This is a genomic window from Acinetobacter sp. ACZLY 512 (assembly GCF_023614015.1).
In the GTDB taxonomy this organism is placed as follows: Bacteria; Pseudomonadota; Gammaproteobacteria; order Pseudomonadales; family Moraxellaceae; genus Acinetobacter; species Acinetobacter soli.
The window spans coordinates 48,860-73,014 of record NZ_JAKIVI010000016.1 but is presented as its reverse complement, the minus strand read 5'-3'; the positions used below and the strand labels follow the sequence as shown (position 1 = coordinate 73,014).

The 24,155-nt window shown below is 44.7% G+C and carries 19 protein-coding genes; 12 read left to right on the top strand and 7 right to left on the bottom strand.

Annotated features, from left to right (window positions below):
• The first annotated feature begins 42 nt into the window (after positions 1–42).
• Positions 43–4,236: a DNA-directed RNA polymerase subunit beta' gene (gene rpoC, locus L2096_RS14815; RefSeq protein WP_004932377.1), complete on the top strand. Its 4,194-nt coding sequence runs from the start codon at positions 43–45 to the stop codon at positions 4,234–4,236.
• Positions 4,237–4,405: 169 nt separating this feature from the next.
• Positions 4,406–4,762, top strand: a complete 357-nt coding sequence (locus L2096_RS14810) for a YMGG-like glycine zipper-containing protein (RefSeq protein ID WP_004932380.1) — start codon at positions 4,406–4,408, stop codon at positions 4,760–4,762.
• Positions 4,763–4,800: 38 nt separating this feature from the next.
• Here L2096_RS14810 and L2096_RS14805 read toward each other — a convergent pair whose 3' ends face one another.
• On the bottom strand, positions 4,801–5,286 hold the full coding sequence (locus tag L2096_RS14805; RefSeq protein ID WP_004932383.1) for a DUF4442 domain-containing protein: 486 nt from the start codon (positions 5,284–5,286) through the stop codon (positions 4,801–4,803).
• A gap of 120 nt (positions 5,287–5,406) precedes the next feature.
• Between L2096_RS14805 and L2096_RS14800 the strand changes: the two genes are divergently transcribed.
• The 5 genes from L2096_RS14800 (at position 5,407) to htpG (ending at position 11,351) form a co-directional block, all read left to right on the top strand.
• A complete protein-coding gene (locus L2096_RS14800) occupies positions 5,407–6,294 on the top strand; it encodes an alpha/beta fold hydrolase (RefSeq protein ID WP_111813112.1) in 888 nt (295 codons plus the stop codon).
• Between the two features lie 98 nt (positions 6,295–6,392).
• The gene (locus tag L2096_RS14795; RefSeq protein WP_119689883.1) at positions 6,393–7,814 is read left to right on the top strand and encodes a Na+/H+ antiporter family protein; all 1,422 of its coding nucleotides are present in this window, start codon (positions 6,393–6,395) and stop codon (positions 7,812–7,814) included.
• 304 nt (positions 7,815–8,118) lie between these two features.
• Complete coding sequence (locus tag L2096_RS14790; protein WP_250365741.1) at positions 8,119–8,745, top strand: OmpW/AlkL family protein; 627 nt, start codon at positions 8,119–8,121, stop codon at positions 8,743–8,745.
• A 212-nt stretch (positions 8,746–8,957) separates the two neighbouring features.
• A complete protein-coding gene (locus L2096_RS14785) occupies positions 8,958–9,308 on the top strand; it encodes a lysozyme inhibitor LprI family protein (protein WP_004932393.1) in 351 nt (116 codons plus the stop codon).
• Between the two features lie 102 nt (positions 9,309–9,410).
• Positions 9,411–11,351 carry a molecular chaperone HtpG gene (gene htpG / locus L2096_RS14780; RefSeq protein WP_250365740.1) on the top strand — a complete coding sequence of 647 codons (1,941 nt, stop codon included), beginning with the start codon at positions 9,411–9,413 and terminating at the stop codon, positions 11,349–11,351.
• A 77-nt stretch (positions 11,352–11,428) separates the two neighbouring features.
• Here htpG and L2096_RS14775 read toward each other — a convergent pair whose 3' ends face one another.
• From L2096_RS14775 to L2096_RS14760, 4 genes are all read right to left on the bottom strand, one after another.
• Positions 11,429–12,298 carry a hypothetical protein gene (locus L2096_RS14775; RefSeq protein WP_048765403.1) on the bottom strand — a complete coding sequence of 290 codons (870 nt, stop codon included), beginning with the start codon at positions 12,296–12,298 and terminating at the stop codon, positions 11,429–11,431.
• A gap of 129 nt (positions 12,299–12,427) precedes the next feature.
• Positions 12,428–13,609, bottom strand: coding sequence for a hypothetical protein (locus tag L2096_RS14770; protein ID WP_151745817.1), 1,182 nt, complete (start codon positions 13,607–13,609; stop codon positions 12,428–12,430).
• A 231-nt stretch (positions 13,610–13,840) separates the two neighbouring features.
• Complete coding sequence (locus L2096_RS14765) at positions 13,841–14,074, bottom strand: DUF456 domain-containing protein (protein WP_004932406.1); 234 nt, start codon at positions 14,072–14,074, stop codon at positions 13,841–13,843.
• Between the two features lie 429 nt (positions 14,075–14,503).
• Entirely contained in the window at positions 14,504–15,196 is a 693-nt protein-coding gene (locus L2096_RS14760) for a DsbA family oxidoreductase (protein WP_004932408.1), read from the bottom strand.
• Positions 15,197–15,369: 173 nt separating this feature from the next.
• Between L2096_RS14760 and L2096_RS14755 the strand changes: the two genes are divergently transcribed.
• Both L2096_RS14755 and L2096_RS14750 read left to right on the top strand, forming a co-directional pair.
• The gene (locus L2096_RS14755; protein WP_004932410.1) at positions 15,370–16,134 is read left to right on the top strand and encodes a hypothetical protein; all 765 of its coding nucleotides are present in this window, start codon (positions 15,370–15,372) and stop codon (positions 16,132–16,134) included.
• 19 nt (positions 16,135–16,153) lie between these two features.
• Positions 16,154–16,711 carry an RBBP9/YdeN family alpha/beta hydrolase gene (locus L2096_RS14750; RefSeq protein WP_004932412.1) on the top strand — a complete coding sequence of 186 codons (558 nt, stop codon included), beginning with the start codon at positions 16,154–16,156 and terminating at the stop codon, positions 16,709–16,711.
• A gap of 45 nt (positions 16,712–16,756) precedes the next feature.
• Here the strand turns inward: L2096_RS14750 and fadA are convergent, their stop codons facing one another.
• A complete protein-coding gene (gene fadA / locus L2096_RS14745) occupies positions 16,757–17,929 on the bottom strand; it encodes an acetyl-CoA C-acyltransferase FadA (protein ID WP_004944028.1) in 1,173 nt (390 codons plus the stop codon).
• A 13-nt stretch (positions 17,930–17,942) separates the two neighbouring features.
• Entirely contained in the window at positions 17,943–20,096 is a 2,154-nt protein-coding gene (fadB, locus tag L2096_RS14740; RefSeq protein ID WP_250365739.1) for a fatty acid oxidation complex subunit alpha FadB, read from the bottom strand.
• A gap of 455 nt (positions 20,097–20,551) precedes the next feature.
• Here fadB and lpxO point away from each other — a divergent pair, with 455 nt between their 5' ends.
• The 3 genes from lpxO to uvrC all read left to right on the top strand — a co-directional run bounded on the left by lpxO (position 20,552) and on the right by uvrC (position 24,126).
• Positions 20,552–21,466, top strand: a complete 915-nt coding sequence (gene lpxO / locus L2096_RS14735; protein WP_004932417.1) for a lipid A hydroxylase LpxO — start codon at positions 20,552–20,554, stop codon at positions 21,464–21,466.
• A 179-nt stretch (positions 21,467–21,645) separates the two neighbouring features.
• Complete coding sequence (locus L2096_RS14730) at positions 21,646–22,224, top strand: CHAP domain-containing protein (protein WP_250365738.1); 579 nt, start codon at positions 21,646–21,648, stop codon at positions 22,222–22,224.
• A gap of 102 nt (positions 22,225–22,326) precedes the next feature.
• The gene (uvrC, locus tag L2096_RS14725; RefSeq protein WP_034435207.1) at positions 22,327–24,126 is read left to right on the top strand and encodes an excinuclease ABC subunit UvrC; all 1,800 of its coding nucleotides are present in this window, start codon (positions 22,327–22,329) and stop codon (positions 24,124–24,126) included.
• Positions 24,127–24,155 lie beyond the last annotated feature (29 nt).

The window sequence follows — 24,155 nt, the reverse complement described above, 5'->3', positions numbered from 1 at the left end:
CAGCCGAGTGAGTGAAAACTCCTCGGCATACGGAGAAATAAATTGAAAGACTTGCTCGATATCATGCGTAAGAAAACGGACTCAGACGGTCATACACCGATTGAGTTTGACCGTATTCGTATTGGTCTTGCGTCACCAGAAATGATTAAGTCATGGTCTCACGGCGAAGTAAAAAAGCCTGAAACCATTAACTACCGTACTTTTAAACCAGAACGCGATGGTTTGTTCTGTGCCAAAATCTTTGGTCCAGTAAAAGATTACGAATGCTTGTGTGGCAAATACAAGCGTATGAAATACAAAGGCGTCATTTGTGAAAAATGTGGCGTAGAAGTCACGACTGCAAAAGTTCGTCGTGAACGTATGGGTCACATCGAACTGGCGTCTCCAGTTGCACACATCTGGTTCTTAAAGTCGTTGCCAAGCCGTATCGGTTTGCTACTCGACATGACACTTCGTGATATCGAACGCGTTTTGTATTTCGAATCTTACGTAGTGACTGACCCAGGCATGACACCGCTTGAAAAGTATCAACTTCTCACTGATGAAGAATACTTCAATGCACTTGAAGAACACGGAGATGAATTCTCTGCGAAAATGGGTGCTGAAGCGGTTCAAGACTTGTTAAAAGACATCGATCTTGATGCTGAAATTTCACGTCTTCGTGAAGAGATTCCACAAACAACTTCTGAAACGAAGTTGAAAAAAGCGTCAAAACGCTTGAAATTGATGGAAGCTTTCAAAGAGTCGAACAACAAGCCAGAATGGATGGTGATGAATGTACTGCCAGTACTTCCACCAGACCTACGTCCGCTTGTACCACTTGAAGGTGGTCGTTTTGCGACATCTGACTTGAACGATTTGTATCGTCGTGTCATTAACCGTAATAACCGTTTGAAGCGTCTTCTTGACCTTGCAGCGCCAGATATCATCGTACGTAACGAAAAACGTATGTTGCAAGAATCTGTCGATGCATTGCTTGATAACGGCCGTCGCGGTCGTGCAATTACTGGTTCGAACAAGCGTCCATTGAAATCTTTGGCAGATATGATCAAAGGTAAACAAGGTCGTTTCCGTCAGAACTTGTTGGGTAAACGTGTTGACTATTCTGGTCGTTCGGTAATTACCGTAGGTCCTACTTTACGTCTACATCAATGTGGTCTTCCAAAGAAAATGGCACTTGAGCTATTCAAGCCGTTTATTTTTGCAAAACTACAAGCGTCTGGTCAGGCCACAACCATTAAAGCTGCGAAGAAAATGGTTGAGCGCGAAACTCCAGAAGTATGGGACGTTCTTGCCAACGTGATTCGTCAGCATCCAGTGATGTTGAACCGTGCGCCAACGCTTCACCGTTTGGGTCTTCAAGCATTTGAACCGATCCTGATCGAAGGTAAAGCGATCCGTTTACACCCGCTCGTCTGTGCTGCGTTTAACGCCGACTTCGACGGTGACCAAATGGCGGTACACGTTCCATTGACACTTGAAGCACAGCTTGAAGCACGTGCCTTGATGATGTCGACCAACAACATCTTGTCACCAGCCAACGGTGAGCCGATTATCGTTCCATCTCAGGACGTGGTCTTGGGTCTTTACTACATCACGCGTGATGCGGTAAATGCCAAAGGTGAAGGCATGATGTTTGCCGACACACACGAAGTGAACCGTGCGCTTGCAACTGGTCAGGTCGCTATTCACGCACGCGTAAAGGTTCGTGTTCACCAAACCGTGATCAATGAAGATGGTCAACGTGAAAAGCAAACCATTGTTGTGGATACCACACCTGGTCGTTGCTTGCTTTGGGAAGTTGTTCCTGAAGGTTTAAGCTTTGAAATGATTAACCTTGAGATGACCAAAAAGAACATCTCGAAGCTGATCAACTCGTGCTACCGTAAGCTTGGTCTTAAAGACACTGTTATTTTTGCCGATCAGTTGATGTATCTTGGCTTCCGTCAAGCAACACGTTCGGGCGTTTCTGTCGGTATGGAAGACATGGTCATTCCACCGCAGAAGCAAGCGATTATCGACAAAGCAGAAACTGAAGTTCGTGAAATCGAAGAACAGTTCGAGCAAGGTTTCGTAACCGCAGGTGAGCGTTACAACAAGGTGGTCGATATCTGGGCACGTACCAACGACCAAGTTGCAAAAGCGATGATGGACAACTTGTCTTTCACCAACGTGAAAAACAAGCAAGGTCAAGACGAGAAACAAAAATCGTTTAACAGCATCTACATGATGTCTGACTCGGGTGCCCGTGGTAGTGCGGCGCAGATTCGTCAGTTGGCGGGTATGCGTGGTTTGATGGCGAAGCCAGATGGCTCGATCATTGAAACCCCGATTAAAGCAAACTTCCGTGAAGGTTTGACGGTACTTCAGTACTTTATTTCAACGCACGGTGCGCGTAAAGGTTTGGCCGATACTGCATTGAAAACTGCAAACTCGGGTTACTTGACACGTCGTTTGGTTGACGTTGCGCAGGACTTGGTAATTACCGAGCCGGATTGTGGCACCATGGGTGGTTTGGTGATGACACCATTCATTCAAGGTGGTGACGTGATCGAGCCATTACGTGACCGCGTATTGGGTCGTGTAACGGCGGAAGACGTACGTCGTGCATCTGATGACGAAGTGGTGTTGCCACGCGGTACATTGATCGACGAGAAAATCGCAGCTCAGCTTGAAGAAGCGGGTGTCGATGAAGTGAAAGTGCGTTCAGTGATTGCATGTGAATCATCATTTGGTGTGTGTGCAAAATGTTATGGTCGTGACCTTGCACGTGGTCATCAGGTTAATCCTGGTGAGTCTGTGGGTGTTATGGCAGCACAATCGATTGGTGAGCCAGGTACACAGTTAACCATGCGTACGTTCCACGTAGGTGGTGCGGCAAGCCGAACGTCTGCAGCAAACAGTGTTCAGGTTCGTAACAAAGGTACAGTTCGTTTCCACAATGTGAAAACGGTACAACACGCGAAAGGTCACTTGGTGTCTGTTTCACGTTCAGGTGAAATCGGTATTGCTGATGAGCTAGGTCGTGAGCGCGAGCGCTATAAACTGCCATACGGTGCAAGCATCTTGCTTAAAGATGGTGAAGCGGTAGAAGCAGGCGGTATTGTGGCGACTTGGGATCCGCATACGCATCCACTTGTGACTGAAGTTGCGGGTAAAGCACGTTTCAGCCAAATTGCGGATGGTGTGACTGCAACATCGAAAACTGATGATGCCACTGGTATGACAACAGTTGAAATCTTGCCAGTGACTGCACGTCCTGCGTCAGGTAAAGACTTGCGTCCTGCGATTGTACTCGACACAACCGATGGTGGCGAACAGTTCTACTTCTTGCCACAAAATACCATTGTGACCGTTCGTGACGGTGAAACAATTGGTGTAGGTGACGTTATTGGTCGTGTACCACAAGAATCTTCACGTACACGTGATATTACCGGTGGTCTTCCACGCGTTGCGGACTTGTTCGAAGCACGTAAACCAAAAGAGCACGCGATCTTGGCCGAAGTGTCTGGTATCGTGAGCTTTGGTAAAGAAACCAAAGGTAAGAACCGTTTGGTGATTACACCTGATGATGGTTCTGAGATCTACGAAGAATTGATTCCAAAATGGCGTCAAATCAACGTGTTCGAAGGTGAGCATGTCAACCGTGGTGAAACCATTTCTGATGGTCCACAAAACCCGCATGACATCTTACGCTTGAAAGGCGAAGTGGCGTTGACCAACTACATCGTGAACGAAGTTCAAGACGTTTACCGTCTCCAAGGTGTAAAAATCAACGATAAGCACATTGAAGTCATCGTACGTCAAATGTTGCGTAAAGTAGACATCACCGATGGTGGTGATACCAGCTTCATCAAAGGCGAACAAGTGGATTACATCCGTGTTGTTCAAGAGAACCAAGCTGTCTTGGCGCAAAACAAATTCCCTGCGAAATTTGAGCGTCAATTAATGGGTATTACCAAAGCATCGCTTTCGACTGACTCATTTATCTCGGCAGCATCGTTCCAAGAAACGACGCGCGTGTTAACCGAAGCCGCTGTAACAGGTAAGGAAGATGATCTACGCGGTCTCAAAGAGAACGTTGTGGTGGGTCGTCTGATTCCAGCCGGTACAGGTTTGGCGTATCACCTTGAGCGTCGTCGTCAGGAAGCGGAAGCGGCAGAATTTGAACTGCACAACGACTTTAGTGACGTTGACCAAGCGTTCAGTCAAGCATTGAACCAAGAACAGTTCTAATCTAAGTAGATTGCAAAAAAGGCACCTTCGGGTGCCTTTTTTTATATCAATGAATTGAATGTGTAAGCAGTTACAAAACTCCTGCATTTTTTTGTAGGAATTAACATTTTGACAAGTATCAATTCACAAAAAATGCTTATGCTGAGTGAAAAGAAAGGAGGATCTTTTCATGAAAAAGACAATAAGTTTAATGGCTACAGCAATCGTTTCAACCGTACTTCTTGCAGGCTGTCAAAATATGAGCCCATCTGATCAACGTATTGGTGCAGCCGCACTGGGCGGTGCCGTTGGTGGTGGTGTGGGTAACCATGTTGGCGGTGGTTTAGGTGCAGGTGTCGGTGCAGCTGCTGGTGCCGGTGTAGGATCAAATGCCAAAGGTGGTAGCCGAAATACCACCACCAGCAGTGCAGTCGGTGCCGGTATTGGTTCGGTGGTCGGTAAAGCCATTTTTGGTGGTGATGGTGGTGCTGCCATTGGTGGCGCAATCGGTGGTGGTGCAGGCGCTGCGATTCAAGAGCGACGCTAAATCTGCCTTATCAAAAGAGACGACTCGGGTCGTCTTTTTTATTGCCGTGATGATTTAGGCTTTTTGCGGCGGATGTATAGCGTTTTATGTACTTCTGCAATACGAATACCAGACTCATCAAATATATTCACCACATAATTACGAATGACGGGCGCATAATTCTCGGCCAATCCTTTAACATGATCAATTTCGTTGGCATCCAGCCGGATATCAGCATACACCGTACTGCGTCCCGGGGCCAGAAAGTGAATCGTGGCAGATTTATCCCAGACAATATATTTAGACCCCAGATGATGCATCAGAATCAGCATGTAAAAAGGGTCAACCATTGAATATAAACTTCCTCCAAAATGTGTACCGACAATATTTTGGTTTTTACGCGTCAGGGGCATTTTGACGCGGATAAAGTAGTTATTCAGGTCGATTTGATCAATCTCAATGCCGGCACCCCGGTAGGGAGAGTAGCGATTGATCATAAACTTGGACACCATGGGTATGGTCTGAAGATGTCTTAAAATATTCATAAGGGTCAATTGTTTTTATATGATGATTATTCATACTAAATAACTATCACTAATCTGGCATTGATGGCAATGCCCAATCCGACTAAAAACATGGTCAATTAAAACAACAAGGACATCGCAATGCATCCTCAGATTTCGACTGTACGCACCACGGATCAACAGACCTTATGCTGTAAAGCATGGGGGCATTCAGAATTACCAGCGTTGGTACTGGTACACGGCTATCCTGATAATCAGGAAGTGTGGGAGCCGATTATACAAGAACTGATTCAGCACTTTTATATTGTGACCTATGACGTGCGAGGCGCCGGACAGTCGAGTGTTCCCAAAAAAATCCGGGATTATCGAATGGCGCAATTGTCTCTGGATCTGGAGGCGGTAGTAGATCAGGTTTTAGAAGGGCGACCTTTTCATTTGGCTGCCCATGATTGGGGGTCATTGCAATCGTGGGAATCGGTGACAGATCCAAAATTTAAAGATCGGATTTTATCGTACACCACCATTTCGGGGCCGTGTCTGGATCATGCAGCACACTTGCTGGGCAGTGAACTGAAAAGCCAGCCGTTAAGTGTATTAAAAAAGCTATCAAAATCATGGTATATCGCGGCGTTTCATCTGCCATTTCTGGCACCGTCGGTGTGGCATTTCTTTACCCCACAGAAATGGGGAAAAGTGCTGAGTAGGTTAGAACGCAAGCAAGATTTACCACTCAATCCGAATATTGCACGTGATGGCAAATATGGCATTAACTTATACCGTGCCAATTTTATTCCTGCAATGCGTCATCCGCGCAAGCGTTTTGCGCAGTGTCCTGTACAGGCCTTGGTACTTAAGCATGATGCATTTGTCAGCCCTGAATATATTTTAAACGAAATGCCAAACTGGGTTGATCAGTTTGAGTATCAGGAAATTAACGGCAATCATTGGGCCGTGTTGAGCCAGCCGAAATTAGTCGCCGGCCATATTGCACGCTTTGCCCAGCAGCATCATGATGAAAACACCCTGTAAAAGCCCATGAGTATTCCGACAAGATAAACGACAGTCACAGCCCATGCATGGCATGAATCTGCTAAAATATCGCCTTTTATTTTACCTGACCTTGATTCATGAATGCTGTTGTTATTGCGATTGCCGTGATGTTTATCTTGTCACTGGCACGAGTCTCTGTTGTTTTAACGTTGGTGATTTCTGCTGTTGTGGGGGGATTGGTCGCAGGTTTAAGCTTATCCGATACGGTTCAGGCTTTTAATGCTGGACTAGGCGATGGTGCCGAAGTGGCGCTTGCCTATGCGGTTTTGGGTGCATTTGCCTTGGCATTGTCCAAATCTGGATTACCAGATTTGCTGGCGCATAAACTGATCGGTTTACTGGGGATGGAAGCCAGCAAAAAGCGCGAGAAAAAAGTGAAGTATTTATTGCTGAGTATTTTACTGATTGCCGCGATTTTTTCACAAAACCTGATTCCGGTCCATATTGCCTTTATTCCGGTGTTGGTGCCGCCTTTATTGCAGGTCATGAACCATCTGAAGCTGGATCGTCGTGCTGCGGCATGCGTACTCACACTGGGCTTGGTCGGAACCTATATTTTCTTGCCTGTGGGTTTTGGTGCCATCTTTCTTGAACAGATCCTGATGGGGAACATCAATAAAATTGGCGCACAGTACGGCTTGCATGTCGAACGCTGGATGATGCCGATGGGAATGGCCATTCCGGTTATGGGCATGGTTCTGGGAACACTGGTGGCAGTATTTATCAGCTACCGTAAGCCACGCCATTATCAAGATCGTGCCGTCGCCCGCGTGACCACAATTGACCTAGATAAACCACTTCGTGCCGAAGCGCATGTCACGCATTCTCTTGCCGAAGATGCAGAAGAACTCAAGCAAGAAGCACAGCACGTGCCGTATATTTCCAAGAAAACCCTATTCATGGCGATTTTAGCCATCGCGCTGACCTTGGTTGCGCAGCTGTATTCGGGATCGATGATTTTAGGCGGATTGGTCGGTTTTGCCGTGTTGTCTACCGCGGGCATATTCAAATGGCAAGATGCCGATGATGTGTTTGTGCAAGGGATGCGGATGATGGCATTGGTTGGCTTTATCATGATCTCGGCTGCCGGCTTTGCTTCGGTGATGACCCATACCGGTGATATCAACCAGTTGGTCAACGGCGTAGTGCATCTGATTGGTAATAATCATGCTTTGGCTGCATTTCTCATGCTGTTTATCGGTCTGTTTGTCACGATTGGGATTGGTTCATCGTTCTCAAGTGTACCTGTACTGGCTGTGATTTATGTACCTCTCTGTGTACAGTTTGGTTTTTCACCACTTGCGACCATTGCACTGATTGGAACTGCTGCGGCATTGGGTGATGCGGGATCACCTGCATCTGACTCAACCTTGGGCCCAACGGCAGGACTGGGGGTCGACGGTCAGCATGACCATATTTGGGACACTGTGATTCCAACATTTATTCACTTTAATATTCCTTTACTGATTTTTGGCTGGATTGCAGCCATGGTACTTTAATTTATTTATTAACGCGTGAATATAAATCAGTACTTCCTGATTTATGTTCATGCGAAGTTTAATTTAACAACAAATAAAACCTGATTAAAAAGGTTGGAATAAATAAAAAATCAGATTAAATTAATCGGAATTAAATCCCGATTAAAATAATAAGAATTAAAAATAAAACCAAGTATTTTTGTATGAATTAAAATAATTTTATTATTAATCATTAGTTTAAAAATAATATTAAAATATATTAATTCTCTATATTGCATTTAAATAAAATCAATGTTTATTATTATAAAAGAGATAGGGGATAATCATGTTTCTTAGAGTTTTTGTTTTATCTTTGCTAGGTATTTCAGCGTCAGTATTTGCTGGCGAATGGCAAGTTAAAGTGGGTGCAAGTGTTTTGGCACCTTCAAGTGATCATAATACGATGGCCGATGGTGCTGTCACTGAAGCGAAAGCCGATCATGCATTTAGTTTTACACCATCAATCGAATATTTTTTTGCCAATCGCAATATTTCTTCCGAGCTTTTATTGGCGACGCCCTTTAAACATAATGTATTGGCACGTGTCGCGGGTGGAGCGCCTGAAACGATTGCGAGCTTTAAACAGTTGCCACCTACACTCACGGTGAAATATCACTTTAAAAATTCTACTGGATTTACGCCATATGTCGGCGTAGGTGCAACCGCACTATTGGCATGGGATGAACAGACCAAAGGTTCACTGGCAGGAACTTCATTAAAGGCAGAACGCGCCTATGGGTTTACTGGTCAAGTCGGGTTTAATTTCCAGCCGGCCGATGCAAAACATTGGGGTGTTTTTGCCGATGTGCGTTACGCTGATATTGGTTCTGATTTGAAATGGAATGGTGAAAAAATTGGAACACTTGAAGTTAATCCGTGGGTATATAGCGTAGGTTACAGCTATAAGTTTTAATTTAAGTATCAACCATAGCGCAAAATAATAAAAACCATCATAAAAATAACAAGAGAGATAACGGCAATTAAAGGTCTTATTGGAGAGCATAAGACCTTTTTATTTTTTTATACTGAGATACACAGTGTCACATTTTGTGTTGAAACTTTACCCAATACCACATTTGAATTTTTTAAGCTAAGTATATAAAGCCTTAAAATGAGAATTAAAATATGCGTCGTTCAGCTTTTATCATGTTCACGTGGTGTGGTTTGATGTTTGCGGGTGCGGCTTCTGCTGCAAGTTTTCCCTGTGAAAAAGCCCAGCTTCGCTCGGAGAAAACCATTTGCCAGACTCGCTCACTCAATGATGCCGATGTAAAAATGGCCACCACCTACGCAATTGTATTGCATGCATTGCCTATGGGAGGGCGTGATGCCGAAAAAGGCATGCAGTATCAATGGCTCAAACAGCGCAATACTTGCGGTTCAAACACGGGCTGTTTAAGTCGAAGCTACGCATCGCGTCAGCAACACCTCGATGACATCATTCAAAATCGTGTTTTGAGTCATGGACCATTCTAATTGATCAAAAAATCTTTAGGATTACCATTGAAAATTCATCTAGGCACTCCAATACATAGCACATTACATAACAACATGTTGTGATCTATTAAGGAGTGTCCTATGAGTGAGCAAACGAGCACATCACAAAATTATAGCTTTCAAGCCGAAGTTGCACAGTTACTGCATCTGGTGACCCACTCACTGTATTCGAATCCTGAAATTTTCTTACGTGAGTTGATTTCCAATGCGTCCGATGCTTGCGACAAACTGCGTTTTGAAGGCATCAATCATCCGGAATATTATGAAAACGATTCGGCACTGCGTGTGCGCGTGCGTCTGGATAAAGACAACCGCACCTTAACTATCAGTGACAACGGCATTGGCTTGAGCCAGCAAGAAGCGATTGACAACTTGGGTACGATTGCTAAATCGGGAACCAAAGACTTTATGTCTAAGCTAACCGGCGATCAAAAATCTGATGCACAATTGATTGGTCAGTTTGGTGTTGGGTTTTACTCAGGCTTTATTGTGGCCGACAAAATTACGGTAGAGTCGCGTCGTGCCGGGTCGGATGCACAAGACGGTGTGCGCTGGATTAGCGGCGGAACGGGTGAATTTGAAGTACAGCAAATCACCAAGGATTCACGTGGAACCGACATCATTTTGCATTTGCGTGACGATGCACTGGACTATTTAGAATCTTGGAAAGTTAAGCAGATTATTAATAAATACTCTGACCACATCAGCTTGCCAATCGAGATGCAAAAAGAAGTATGGCAACAAGAAGTATGGCAACAAGAAGAAGCTGCTGAGGGAGAAGAAGCGAAACCGGGTCAGTATGTGAAGACTGACGAATGGGAAGCCATTAACTCGGCGAGCGCATTATGGACACGCAGTAAAAGCGAGATCACTGACGAGCAGTACATCGAGTTTTATAAAAATGCAACGCATGATTTTGAAGCACCGCTTGCATGGACACATAACCGCGTAGAAGGCAATACTGAGTACACTCAGTTGCTGTATATTCCGGCCAAAGCCTCACAAGATATTTTTACCCGTGAAGCCAAAGCAGGCATTAAGCTGTATGTGAAGCGCGTCTTTATTATGGACGATGCGGATAACCTGATTCCAAACTACTTACGTTTCGTTAAAGGTGTGATCGACAGTGCCGATTTACCACTGAACGTGAGCCGTGAGCTGTTACAAGAAAGTCGTGATGTCAAAACCATCCGTGAAGGCAACACGCGCCGTATTTTGAATGTGTTGGATGGTTTGGCGAAGTCTGAAGATGAGAAAGATCAGGAAAAATTCAAGACCTTTTATGCCGAATTCGGTTCTGTACTCAAAGAAGGCTTGGGTGAAGACTTTAGCAACCGTGAACGTATTTTAAAGCTTTTGCGTTATGCAACTTCGACTAACGATGAGATCAGCACCTCGTTTGCCGACTATAAAGCGCGTATGAAAGAGGGCCAAAAAGCCATCTACTATGTTACGGCAGAGAGTTTAAATGCAGCCAAACATTCTCCACAGCTTGAGTTGTTTAAGAAAAAAGGCATTGAAGTCTTGTTGATGTCGGAGCGTGTGGATGAATGGGCAATGAACTTTGTGCATGAGTTTGACGGTGTGGCACTGCAAAACGTGTCGAAAGGTGCGGTTGATCTGGGCGATCTGCAAGATGCCGAAGAGAAAAAAGCACTTGAAGAAGCTGCCGAACAATTCAAGCCAGTGGTCGATAAATTATCGGATTCACTCAAGGCAAAAACCAAAGAAGTGCGCGTGACTACACGTCTGGTCGATTCGCCTGCTTGCTTGGTGACCAGTGACGGTGAACTTTCACCTCAGTTGGTTCGTATGCTGAAACAAGCAGGGCAGCCTGTACCTGAAAGCAAGCCAATTTTAGAAATCAATCCAGCGCATCCATTGGTACAAAAGCTCGAACATGCAGCGCAGTTCGATGATCTGGCCAATGTCATCTTTGATCAAGCCGTGATTGCTGAAGGTGGTTTGCCGGAAGATCCAGCCGCTTATGTAAAACGTATCAACAGTTTGCTGCTAAGCTAACAGTAAAGCCCCGATTTCGTATCGGGGCTTTTTAAAATTGTGGATAACGTCAAACTTATCCACAATTCTCATCGATACTAAAAATTGGCCTCAAAACTCATTTGATAACTAAAGTGATAGCCATTTTGATCGGTCAGATCATCGGTATAATTCAGATCATTTTGCATAAATAACCAGTTACGCCATAACGGGCGTCGCCAAGACAAATAAGGGCCCCATTGGCTCAGAAGTACATCTTTCTTCTGTTTTTCATAAATTCCTGAGGTTAATACACCATAGGTCACTTTATCTTTACCGCTTAAACTGAGCTGATGAAAGGTGGTATTACGCCATGTAAAATCTTCATCCTGTGTTTTGGTCACATTAAACTGGCTGGCAAATAGCGTGCTGTCGCTCAATTTTTGTTTGAGATTCAGATTGGTTTCACTGTAATTTTTACTGCTCGAACCGTAGCGGAATACTTGCTCGGTATCTAAATCTAAATGATGCATCAATACCCATTTCTTTTTAGCCAGAAACTGGACATAGACATCTGAACTTGAATTTGCACCCAAATCGAGATCATTGGAAAAAGGCAATAGGCTTGAAAGTGTCGACCAACTGGCTGAAAAAGGGTTGGGTGCAGTCGACTCGGCCCGATGTGTTTTTGAGTTCTTTTTGGTTTTGCCAAAGCGTTTGACGGGCGGCGCATAATGCTGCTGCGTGCGTTGCCATAATGAATCTTGTCCAAAGACTTCAAGTAAACGTTGATTTAAAACTTGAGGATCTTCAAGAGACGATGCAACCTCAGACACTGATGCGTTGCTTTCGGTTTCGCAGTGCTGATCAGAAGACCTGACCAAAAGATACTTTAAAGACGAACCATTACTCAGCAATTGCATGCCGTAGTAAATGCTGAGCATGCCCATTGTGATAAAACTTAAAGAGATCACATGCCGTTGAGTCATCGTTTAAAAAAACATAAATCATGAACGGCACACTATAGGCAATCAAGCTTAATAAATGCTTTAAGCTCAGACCATTACTCAGCTATATCACTGCCAAATTAAACCGTATTTGGCAGCCAGTACATCGACTTAAAAAATAGCTTCCAAACGTACAAAGGTACTCAGATAATGACTACGATCTTCACGATGATCATTGAGATAATTGAGATCACCTTGCACATAAAACCACTCCCGCCACACGGGTTGACGCCATGACATAAACGGCCCCCAGCTATTGAGGCGTAAATCGTTGTCGTTATAATAGCCGCCCATATAAATGCCATAGTTAAAGCGCTGATTGGCAAAAAACTGATGCTGACGAAACAGACGGTTGTCCCACCACCAGTCATCTTCTTGTTCATCGGCATGTGTCAGGCTAAATTGATTCGACAAAAAAGCTTCGTTTGGGCGAGCATGGGTGAGTTCTAAGTTGGTTCGGAAATAGTTTTTGCTGTCAATACCGTAGCGATAGATTTGTTCGGCATAAAATGAAAAATCATTACGTAATACCCACGCGCGTTTGGCTTTAAGTCTGACATAAATGTCATCGCCTGAGCGAATCCCTAAATCTGCATCGGTTTCAAAGGGCAGCTTTTTCGCAAAATCTGACCAGCGCAGAGCAATGGAACTGTTGTTGTCTCTGGTCTGGCGGGTATCGAGGCGCTTGTTATCGGCATTGGGTTCGATGTTGGTATTGGCAATGTTATTTTCAAACTCGTTATCGAGCGACTCATCCCCAAACACCACACTAAAGCGACGTTCTAAAGTGGGAAGCTTAATTTTACCTCGAATACGTGGTTTGACTTCAAAACCGTTATATTTATCCCAGTAATTATCCAGCATCACACGTAGCGTGGCATTAGCGGGTTTATTGGGGTCGATATCACCAAACCAATCATCAATTTTAACTGAAGTATGATCAGCCCAATCGCGAATTTGTTTTTGCTTACGATCCACCCAGGTTTTGTTTTCGGTTTCGTTCACTGACGGCACCATGACCTGATCGGATTCCTTCGGCAGCATGGTCGGCATGGCATCTACCCATGCCGGAATATAATCCAGAAGATTCTTTTCATTACTTTGATTTAATTGCCGAAGTTCGACTGGATAGGCCACTGAGGTGGGAGGAGTGTCTGGATTACTAGGTAAAACCAAGTCAGCGCTGGCTGTGCTGGTTACGGTACTTTCAGCCCAAGCAGATGGAAGGCCGGCACCAATCAAACACGTTGAAACCGCCCCGAAAATCCATGCTTTTTGTTGTGTTTTCATCATGTATCAAATCGTTATTATCAAACTTATACTGGTCACTGTTGTTGATTTGGCATGTAAAATCAAGACCATCAACAAAATAAAATAAATTTAATAACATAAGCCTCTTTAACTCAAGCATGATTCAGGCTTTAATCAAAAGGTTGCTTGATACACATAGAAAAATGCCCCTCATTTGAAGGGCATATTGATCATGAAATAAATATGATGATTGAGCACAATCATTGATTATGATTAAGCTGTTTTAGCACAGCGTCGAGAATAGAGTTTACCTGCAACTCCCCCAATCAGGGCACCGCTAAATGTACCAAATACTGGCAGGACACTGCCTGCAACAGCACCAATCACAGCACCTTTAACCGTTGGAGAAAAGCGAGATTTTTTCTTCGCTACAGGTTGCTCCGGTTGATCAGATGGTTCAACAGAATTAAGTGGGCGTGCTGTGTCTTGATTCTCTAATGTCGTCATTGTTTATCCCTCTTGTTTAAAATACAGATTTGATTCGATATCGCGCCAAAGCGAACGAATCATATTGCTTAAACATTCATCTAAACACAAAAGCAGGGTGTGCGTGTGGTGAACATGTTAAGTTCGCAAGGGCTTCAGTTAAAAATGACAATGTTTGATTACAACAGCAGATCTCTTGGTAATTCACGTTAAGCTATGTAATAAAAATGCAATAAAAAAGCCTTCTAATCCCTAGAAGGCTTTTTTAAGAAAAAGTTCTCAATTATCGAGAGCAAAATAAGAAACTACAGCGCATGAATACAATAAATTCAAGAGTTGTATATTAAAAAGAAAGTTCTGCCATGTATAGTCATATTTTTGCAACGCTGCATTGCAGTTTTGCTTAATAATTGTTCAATAATCGTGAAATGTGCTACACCACAAATTTGATTAGTGATTTGTATCGCATTTTTCATCTGAGCAGGTATTGGCATCTGTTGGCGATTGCTGTTCAATTTGTGCCAAGCTCTGATTGAGAACTTGCAGAAAAACTTCACGCGGCTGTGCACCTGAAAGTGCAAATTTTTGATCGAACACAAAAAAAGGGACACCTGAAATATTCAGTTGCTCATGCGCGATTTTCTCATCGTGACGAACAAAGTCAGCCAACTCGTCACTTTGCAGTACGTATTCGACCTCGGCATGATCTAAGCCAATCCGTGATGCAATCTCTTCAACCACTTCGCGTTCGCCGATCGCTAAACCTTCGGTCATGTAAGCGTGAAAAAAGGCTTCCTTGGCCTGATTGCCCAAGCCTTTGCTTTGCGCAAGGTGAATGATGCGATGCGCATCGAAGCTGTTGCCAGAGTTGGCTTTTTGCCATTGAAAATCAATCCCTTCCTCGGCTGCCATTTGCGCAATGTTTTGCTGCATCTGTTGCATCTCCTCGACACTTCGACCGTATTTTTTGGCCAAGCGTTCGGTATTTGAGGTGTCGTGATGTGCGGGTGCATCTGGATCAAGCTCAAAACTATGCCAGTGAATGTCCAGTTCCACTCCAGCTTCGGCAGCCACATGCTCAAGGCGTTTTTTACCAATATAACAAAATGGGCAGACCACATCGGACCAAATATCTACGCGCATAGTAACATCTCAAAAAATCACAGATTCTCCATCATAAGCATGAAATAATCAGAGATAAAGGCATAAAGATGTAATTGCCTGTTGCGTCGTATGCAATACACCCATTTTATGAAATGATCACGTATCAATAACAACAGCGAGCAATCAACAACAACAAGATAAAGGAGAGGAGTATGCGCCGTTTTCAGATCATCATCGCAATCCTGATTGTGATCCTGTCCCTTGGTTTTTTTTCTTATCACTATATTCAACAGCAACAGCTCAAAGACACCAGTCAGATGTTTGATCAGGTCATGTCTGAAAAAATGGCGCTGCTTTATGATCAGGCACAAGACTGGTCTAAACCTGTACAACTGGATATTCATGATCGCCGATTGGCGGGAAATTATAAAAAGATTTCCGAGTTTTTACTGAATTATTGGGTACAAAACATCAATGCACGTAATGCTTATTTACGTGCCCTCAAGGCAGCCCAGTGGGATACCTTTTTAGATGTGACACGGCTTGAGCAAGATCAGAAACAGCAGTATGCGCAAACACAAAAGATGCTCAATGATGTTCGGCAGGCATCCGTGCTGTATCAAAATCAATATGAACAGATTCATCAAGCTTTTCTGGCCGAGGCCAAAACCTTGTCGGTAGAGCCAGATATGCGGATTTTGCTGGAAAAGAAACTTGGCAGTAACCAGAAAGTCGATCAGGATCATGCCATTTTCTTGCTGGAAATGCAGATTCTAGATAAAGCCGATGCCATGTTTGCCATTTTAAAAACCCATGCATGGGAACGAAACGGCAAAAAAATTCTGTTTCGAGACACCGCGCAGGTGAAGGCGTTTAATCAGTTATATCAGGATGTATTACGCCTCAATGCCAAAATTGAAAGTATTAAAAAGCGCAATATGGCTGCGCTTGATCAGCAGTTAAAAGATGCAACTTGATTGAGTTAAGGAGCAGCTCATGCAACATGTATATGTACTTCATGGTTACTCTGCCTCACCAGAGGATCATTGGTTTCAAGATATTAAAAATCAGTTAAATGGTGATCAGACACAAGTCACCTTAATTCACTTTCCAGATTCAGCTTATCCAGATGTAAAGGCATGGCAAGGCACGCTTGACCATCACATCCCCAAAATTGATGACACTACATTCTTTGTCGCGCATAGTTTGGGGGTTATCAGTCTGTTGCATTTTTTTCATCGGCACCAAATACAGTATTTGGGAGGAATGTTGCTAGTTTCTGGCTTTCGAGAAGCTTTACCCGCATTACCAGAACTAGATGATTATATTGCGCAGAGTCAACAGATTCCGCAAACTCTTCAACTCAGGGCTGGCGCCTATATGTATTTGTCGGATCATGATGCTTATGTCCCTCCAGAATGGAGTATTCGCTTGGCGCTGGAGCTGAATATACCATATGAACAAATTGCACACGCGGGACATTTTCTGGCAGAAGATGGTTACACTACGTTTCCAGCATTGGTCAAACGCTTACATGATATGCTACGGGCATAAAAAACCCCGCAATTTGCGGGGTTTTTCTTTTATTTGAAAGTCATATTAAACACGTTCGATAATGGTCGCGATGCCTTGGCCCAAACCGATACACATGGTGGCAAGACCAATTTGCGTGTCTTGTTGTTCCATCACATTCAGTAGGGTAGTGGTAATACGCGCACCCGAGCAGCCTAAAGGATGGCCCAGTGCAATCGCGCCGCCGTTTAAGTTGATGATGTCTTGCTTTTCATACACACCCAAACCTTTCATGACCGATAGACCCTGAGCAGCAAAAGCTTCGTTCAATTCGATGGTCTGAATATCTGCCATGCTCAAGCCCGCACGTTTGAGTGCTTTTTGAGTGGCTGGCACAGGGCCATAACCCATGATTGCTGCGTCACAGCCAGCAACCGCCATTGAGCGAATCACGGCACGCGGTTTTAAGCCGAGGGCTTGCGCACGTTCTGCCGACATCAAGAGCATCGCAGAGGCACCATCAGACAATGCAGATGATGTGGCTGCTGTTACGGTGCCGCCTTTCGGATCGAACACAGGACGCAACGCCTTAAATGCCTCTAAGTTGGCATCTGGACGAATCACTTCATCGATGTCGCAAAGGATTTTAAAGCCATTGGCATCGTGGCCTTCAACACCCACAATTTCATGTTTAAAACGACCTTCTTGCGTCGCAGCCCAAGCACGGCGATGTGACTCTACACCAAACGCATCTTGCTCTTCACGGGTAATACCGTTCATGCGTCCGAGCATTTCTGCAGTTAAGCCCATCATGTTGGATGCTTTGGCATAGTGCTTCGAGGCTTCTGGGTTAAGATCGATACCATGCATCATGCCGACGTGGCCCATGTGCTCGACACCCCCAATGATAAAGATATCACCTTGGTTGGTGGCAATTTGCGCCGCCGCAGTATGAATTGCCTGCATCGATGAACCGCACAAACGGTTGACGGTTTGCCCTGCAACCGTTTTAGGCAAATCGGCCAATAGACCAATATTACGGGCAATGTTCATCCCTTGTTCGAGTGTCTGGTTCACACAGCCCCAGATCAAGTCTTCTACTTCATTGACATCAAATTGGTTACGTGCAACCAGCGCACGTACCAATTCTGCAGATAGGCTGTCGGCACGTACATTTCGGAACATCCCGTTTTTAGATTTGCCCATGGCAGAACGAACACCATCAACAATCACAACGTCACGTGGATTTAAAGTAGTCATTCACGTTGCTCCCTTAACCGTAAAATTTCTTGTTGTTTTCAGCCATATCGCGCAGCATTTGCGGTGCTTCGTACGCTTTGCCGAGATGTGCATATTTGTTGCAAAGCGCAACGTATTCTGGCACGCCAGTCTGATCGATATAGCGGCATGGGCCACCACGGAACGGCGGGAAGCCAATGCCCATAATCATGGCCATATCCGCTTCAGCAGGAGTGGCGACGATATTGTCTTCGAGGCAACGAACCGTTTCGTTACACAGTGCCAGCATCATGCGGTCAATGATTTCTTGCGGGTCAAACTCGTGTTTTTCACCTGTCACAACCGATGCAATCACTTCATAGGCGCTTGGGTCAACCGTTTTGGCTTTCTTACCTTTTTTGTCGAGTTCATACTTATAAAACCCGACATCATTCTTCTGGCCCAGACGTTTGGCTTCGTACATGGTCTGGATTGAACCTTTAAAGTCTGGTTTCATACGATCAGGGAAGCCTTCTGCCATTACTTCGGCGCCGTGCACACCCGTATCGATCCCCACCACATCCATCAGGTAAGCAGGGCCCATTGGCCAGCCAAATTTTTCCATAACTTTGTCGATTTGCTGGAAATCTGCACCGTCTTTAAGTAACAAATCAAATGCACCAAAGTACGGGAACAACACACGGTTGACCAAGAAACCCGGACAGTCATTCACCACGATTGGGGTTTTGCCCATTTTTTGTGCCAGAACAACGGTCGTTGCAACCGCTTCATCGGAGGTTTGTTCACCCCGGATGACTTCGACCAGTGGCATCATGTGCACCGGATTGAAAAAGTGCATACCGACAAAATTTTCCGGACGCTTTAACGCTTTGGCCAAACGTGTAATCGAAATGGTCGAGGTATTTGAGGCAAGAATGGTGTTATCACGGACTTTGGCTTCGGTGTCGGCCAGTACCGCTTCCTTGATTTTTGGATTTTCGGTCACCGCTTCAATCACGATATCGACGTCTTTAAACTCGTCGTAGCTCAAGCTTGGACGAATTCGCGCCAGTGTTTCGCCCATTTGAGCGGGCTTCATTTTTTTGCGTTCAACTTGTTTGGTTAACAGGTTGTTGGCTTCTGACATTCCAAGCGCGAGCTGAGGGTTCCCAATATCTTTCATGATAATTGGCGTGCCTTTGCTGGCAGCTTGATAGGCAATCCCGCCGCCCATAATCCCGGCGCCCAATACAGCAGCTTGATTAACAGGGTGCGCGCCTTTTTCGTGTTTTTTCGATACTTTCTTGATGATTTGGTCGTTGAGGAACAAACCAATCAGTGCTTCAGCTTGCGCAGTGACCGCAGCTTTGGCAAAGCCTTCTGCTTCAACCTTCAGCGCATCATCACGGCTGAGGCTTGCACCGGCCTGCAATGAATCAATCATGAGTTTAGGTGCAGGGTATTGCGCTGGATTGGCTTTGGCCAAAACGGCACCTTTCGCAGTATTAAACGCCATCATTTGTTCAAGCGGTGCCAGTTTAACTGGATCGATTTTTTCCTGACGCTTGGCTTTCCAGTCCAGACGTCCAGCGAGAGCTTGTTTCACCAGATCAATTGCAGCATCTTGTAATTTGTCGGCAGCGACCACGGCATCGACGGCACCATCTTTTAAAGCAGCAGCCGGTTTTTTCGGTGCGGCCATTGCAATCCATTCGACTGCATTGTCAATACCGATCAAACGGCTCAAACGCACGGTACCACCAAAGCCCGGGAAAATTCCCAGTTTGATTTCTGGTAAGCCGACCTGTGCGCTTTCAGACATCACACGGTAATCGCACACCAAGCACATTTCAAAGCCACCACCTAATGCCATGCCATTAATGGCAGCGACTTTAGGGATGTTTAGATCTTCAAAGCTGTTAAAAATCTCATGAACAGGTAAAGCCCACTCCACAATCGCGCTTTCGCCCTGTGCAAAGTTATCGCCAAATTCGGTAATGTCGGCACCCACAATAAAGGTCGATTTGCCGCTGGTGACGATCAAACCTTTTACTTCAGAATGGTTTTTAACTGCTTCGATGGCAGCTTTAAAATCGTCTAGGGTTGCACGGTTAAACTTGTTGACTGACTCACCTTGTAAGTCAAAGCGGAATTCTGCAATTCCGTCCTGAAGCATTTGGACGGTAATGGCATTGCCAGCGTGGATCATGCCTGATCTCCTTTATTCTGGAGGATTTATACGTTAATGTTGTGACGTGTATATTGCGTTATACAGTTAAAATACCTCGTCAATCTTACGATAACTATATCGAAAAAGAATCTAACAAGTTGTATCTAGTCGTGACGCAAGGGTCACCTATTTTTCACGGGTGATTTGGGTGAACATACTTAAAAACCCATACATATTCGTGTTGCGTAATTTTATCACTATGATTTATCTATTTTTTTATAAGTAATTTTGTACATTAAGCCTAGTCTTCACTCAAATTTAAAAGTTGTGTTTTTGTAATAAGACTGTCAATAAAGTCAATTCACCATTTTGAAGGGCTTTTTTTATGCCGGATTTTACCTTTATAAGGTCATTCATTCAGAGCAGGATACATTGGGTAGATGATCAAAACATAAGTTGTTAAAATACGCGCAATCTTTTTTGAGTGGGTCTTCATGATTAAGTGGATCATATTGGCGATTTTTGTGATATCAGCGTTGTATATCCAGCATCGCGGTAAAGTACGACATTCGTTTTATCGTCAGTTTTTCGACCATTCGACTTTACTTGCCCCGATTAATTTCTTGATGTACTTATTTTCAAAAGTGCCCAACCAGCCGTATATCGATACCCAACATTTTAAAGATTTAAAAGTGCTGGATGAAAACTGGGAAATGATTCGCGATGAAGCACAGGCCTTATATCAGCAAGGTGGCATCAAAGCATCGAGTACCTACAATGATTTAGGCTTTAACTCATTTTTTAAAACAGGCTGGAAGCGTTTTTATTTAAAATGGTACGACTCTGCGCATCCATCGGCGGCAGAACTGTGCCCAAAAACCACGGCGCTACTCAAAACCTTACCGACGATTAAAGCGGCCATGTTTACTGAACTGGCGCCAAACAGCCGTCTGGTACGCCATCGTGATCCCTATGCTGGCTCATTACGCTACCATTTAGGTTTGATCACGCCCAATGATGATCGTTGCTTTATCGATGTCGATGGACAGCGTTATTCATGGCGTGATGGTGAGAGCGTGGTGTTTGATGAAACCTATATTCATTATGCTGAAAATACCACAGACCAAAACCGGATTATTTTCTTTGCCGATGTCGAGCGCCCACTCAAAACCCGTCTCATGGAAAAATTTAACCACTGGTTTGGTAAAAACGTGATGACCGCAGCCAGCTCACCGAACGAAACGGGTGATAAGACGGGTGGCCTCAATAAAGCCTTTGGTTATGTTTATCAGATCCGAATCAAGGCCAAGGCACTCAAAGCCAAAAACCGCAAATTGTACTATGTGCTGAAATGGGCGCTGATGCTGGGTATTTTCTTCCTGATTTTCGTACGCCCTTATGTGTTTTAAGGGATAAAATCAAACGCCCTGCGGGGCGTTTTTTTTATTGAAGTACACACTTCAAGGCTGTTGTGTGAACCGCGTCGCGGGCTCAAGAAATTGTTACAACTATTAAAGTTCAATTCATAAAGTTTGGTTCTACAATGGCACCGTTTTGAAAAAGTGGTTCTTCGAAGTAGGTTTTTACAATGGCTCATGTTCATCACGCAGTCCACGTTCACCATGTGCAGGTGGCTGAAAAAAAAAGTGCGCATGTACATCATCACGCTCGCCCGCAGACGACGCATAAAAAATCTGCGTCGCATCATGCAGCACATAAAACGCAAAGTAGCCATTCAGGTACCACACATCGTAAAAGTCATAGTACGCATAGCGCAGGGCATCATAAAAAGCATGTCAGCCGCGATATCGATTTACATAAATTTTCCCATAAGCTTGAAAGTATTTCCGCGCGCCATAGCAAGAAAAAATGTGCACGCAATATCCGCATTGCCTTACAAACGGCAGGTGCTGATGTATCCAAACATCCTGTCGCTGCATCGGATTGGGGGCATACTTTAGAAAAAAACGGCTATAAAAAGATTAAACCGGCTTTTGGTCACCCGCAACCGGGCGATATTTATATCATTCAGCGTACAGGCGATCATGTTTATGGTCACATTGCCGGTTATACGGGCAATGGCTGGATTTCAGATTTTCGTCAAAAAAACTATGCGGTATATAAAGAAAAAGATTTGAAATACACGTATTACCGTCTTGAGTCTTAGATCAGTTTAAGCACGCGTTATGATCTGATTTACAGTGATAGCTTGAAAACAGCGTATGGAACCGTCACATTAACAGTCTGACCTTTAGCTAAGACCATGATTGTGAATTCAAACGCGCGTCCACATATTGAAAAACTGCTCGCCAACATGACCCAATTGCCTGGGGTGTATCGCATGTTGGGTAAAGACGGCGAACTGCTTTACGTGGGTAAAGCTAAAAATCTGAAAAACCGTGTCTCCAGCTATTTTGTCAAAACCATTGAGCACCCCAAAACGCAGGCATTGGTGGCACGTATTTATGATATCGAGACTTTGGTCACGCGTTCGGAAACCGAAGCGCTTCTGCTTGAACAAAATCTGATTAAACAGCATCGTCCGCCTTACAATATCATGCTGCGCGACGATAAATCCTATGTGTACATTTTTGTTTCGAGCGACAAACCGTATCCGCGGATTGCCAGTGGTCGTGGCAAAGGCAAACATCAAATCGGCAAGTTTTTTGGGCCTTACCCGAGTGCCTATAGTGCCCGCGATACATTACTGGTGTTACAAAAATTATTTAATGTACGCCAGTGCGAAAATAGCTATTTTGCACAGCGTAAACGGCCGTGTTTGCAGTATCAGATCAAGCGATGTTCGGCACCGTGTGTGGGGCTGATTTCACCTGAAGACTATAAACAAGATGTCGAAAACTCGATTCGGTTTTTACAAGGCGATACCAAAGAGCTGAATCAAGAGCTGATTGCCAAAATGGAAGAGGCAGCCGAGCAACTGGCATTTGAAAAGGCAGTATTTTATCGCGATCGACTGGGGTTGCTGCGTGAAGTGCAGGCACAGCAGGCGGTGTTTAAAATTAAAGGTGAGGCCGATATTTTGGCGATTGCCTTTCAGGCTGGCGTGACCTGTGTGCAAATCATGCACGTCCGCAATGGACGCATGCTTGGTGGAAAAAGTTATTTTCCGGATATGCTCAGTGATGATCTGGGGCAAATGCTCAGTGATTTTATGGCCAACTTTTACTTTCAGGTGGCCGATGAAATTCCGGTAGAATTAATTGTGAATATGGAGTTGCCGGATAAAAAAGAGCTGGAGCAGGCATTTCAGACCGAATTTGGTAAGAAAATCCAGATCAAGCACAAGGTGCGTGAAACCCGAGCTGAATGGCAAGAACTGGCTGTGATGAATGTGCAGCATGCCATTAAAGGCCAGCTCAGTAATCATTTAGAGCTGAATGAGCGCTTTTATCAGCTTGAACAGGTGGTTGGGCGTCCGATTGATCGAATTGAATGTTTTGATATTAGCCATACCATGGGCGAAGCGACGATTGCCTCATGTGTGGTCTTCGATCAAGGCGGTGCACGTAAACGCGATTATCGTCAGTTTTCCATTGAAGATATTACCGCTGGTGATGACTATGCGGCCATGCGTCAGGCGCTCACGCGGCGCTATAAAAAGAATTTGTTGCCCGATTTATTGCTGATTGATGGGGGGAAGGGACAGTTACATATGGCCATGGAAGTGATGCAGCAGTTGGGGCTAGATGCTTTTATGATTGGCGTTTCAAAAGGCGAGGGGCGTAAACCTGGTCTGGAAACCCTGCATTTTACCGATGGCAGCAAAATTCAACTTCCTGAAGACCATAAAGCACTGCATTTGATTCAGCAGGTGCGTGATGAAGCGCACCGCTTTGCGATTACGCGCCATCGCGCCAAACGTGATAAGCGACGCGCATCGTCGGTACTTGAAGCCATTCCGGGCTTAGGGCCGAAGCGCCGTCGTGATTTGCTCACGCATTTTGGCGGCATTCAGGGTGTACTCAAGGCCTCTGAAAAAGAACTCACCTTGGTTCCGGGGCTGGGTCCATCTATGGCCCGTACCATTTATAAGATTTTGCACGAGTAAATTGACCAAAAGCATCAGTGACTCTTGGG

Coding starts and splice junctions, on each gene's coding strand:
- L2096_RS14810 (WP_004932380.1), top strand. CDS start 4,406: ATGAAAAAGACAATAAGTTTAATGGCTACAGCAATCGTTTCAACCGTA.
- L2096_RS14805 (WP_004932383.1), bottom strand. CDS start 5,286: ATGAATATTTTAAGACATCTTCAGACCATACCCATGGTGTCCAAGTTT.
- L2096_RS14800 (WP_111813112.1), top strand. CDS start 5,407: ATGCATCCTCAGATTTCGACTGTACGCACCACGGATCAACAGACCTTA.
- L2096_RS14795 (WP_119689883.1), top strand. CDS start 6,393: ATGAATGCTGTTGTTATTGCGATTGCCGTGATGTTTATCTTGTCACTG.
- L2096_RS14790 (WP_250365741.1), top strand. CDS start 8,119: ATGTTTCTTAGAGTTTTTGTTTTATCTTTGCTAGGTATTTCAGCGTCA.
- L2096_RS14785 (WP_004932393.1), top strand. CDS start 8,958: ATGCGTCGTTCAGCTTTTATCATGTTCACGTGGTGTGGTTTGATGTTT.
- htpG (WP_250365740.1), top strand. CDS start 9,411: ATGAGTGAGCAAACGAGCACATCACAAAATTATAGCTTTCAAGCCGAA.
- L2096_RS14775 (WP_048765403.1), bottom strand. CDS start 12,298: ATGACTCAACGGCATGTGATCTCTTTAAGTTTTATCACAATGGGCATG.
- L2096_RS14770 (WP_151745817.1), bottom strand. CDS start 13,609: ATGATGAAAACACAACAAAAAGCATGGATTTTCGGGGCGGTTTCAACG.
- L2096_RS14765 (WP_004932406.1), bottom strand. CDS start 14,074: ATGACGACATTAGAGAATCAAGACACAGCACGCCCACTTAATTCTGTT.
- L2096_RS14760 (WP_004932408.1), bottom strand. CDS start 15,196: ATGCGCGTAGATATTTGGTCCGATGTGGTCTGCCCATTTTGTTATATT.
- L2096_RS14755 (WP_004932410.1), top strand. CDS start 15,370: ATGCGCCGTTTTCAGATCATCATCGCAATCCTGATTGTGATCCTGTCC.
- L2096_RS14750 (WP_004932412.1), top strand. CDS start 16,154: ATGCAACATGTATATGTACTTCATGGTTACTCTGCCTCACCAGAGGAT.
- fadA (WP_004944028.1), bottom strand. CDS start 17,929: ATGACTACTTTAAATCCACGTGACGTTGTGATTGTTGATGGTGTTCGT.
- fadB (WP_250365739.1), bottom strand. CDS start 20,096: ATGATCCACGCTGGCAATGCCATTACCGTCCAAATGCTTCAGGACGGA.
- lpxO (WP_004932417.1), top strand. CDS start 20,552: ATGATTAAGTGGATCATATTGGCGATTTTTGTGATATCAGCGTTGTAT.
- L2096_RS14730 (WP_250365738.1), top strand. CDS start 21,646: ATGGCTCATGTTCATCACGCAGTCCACGTTCACCATGTGCAGGTGGCT.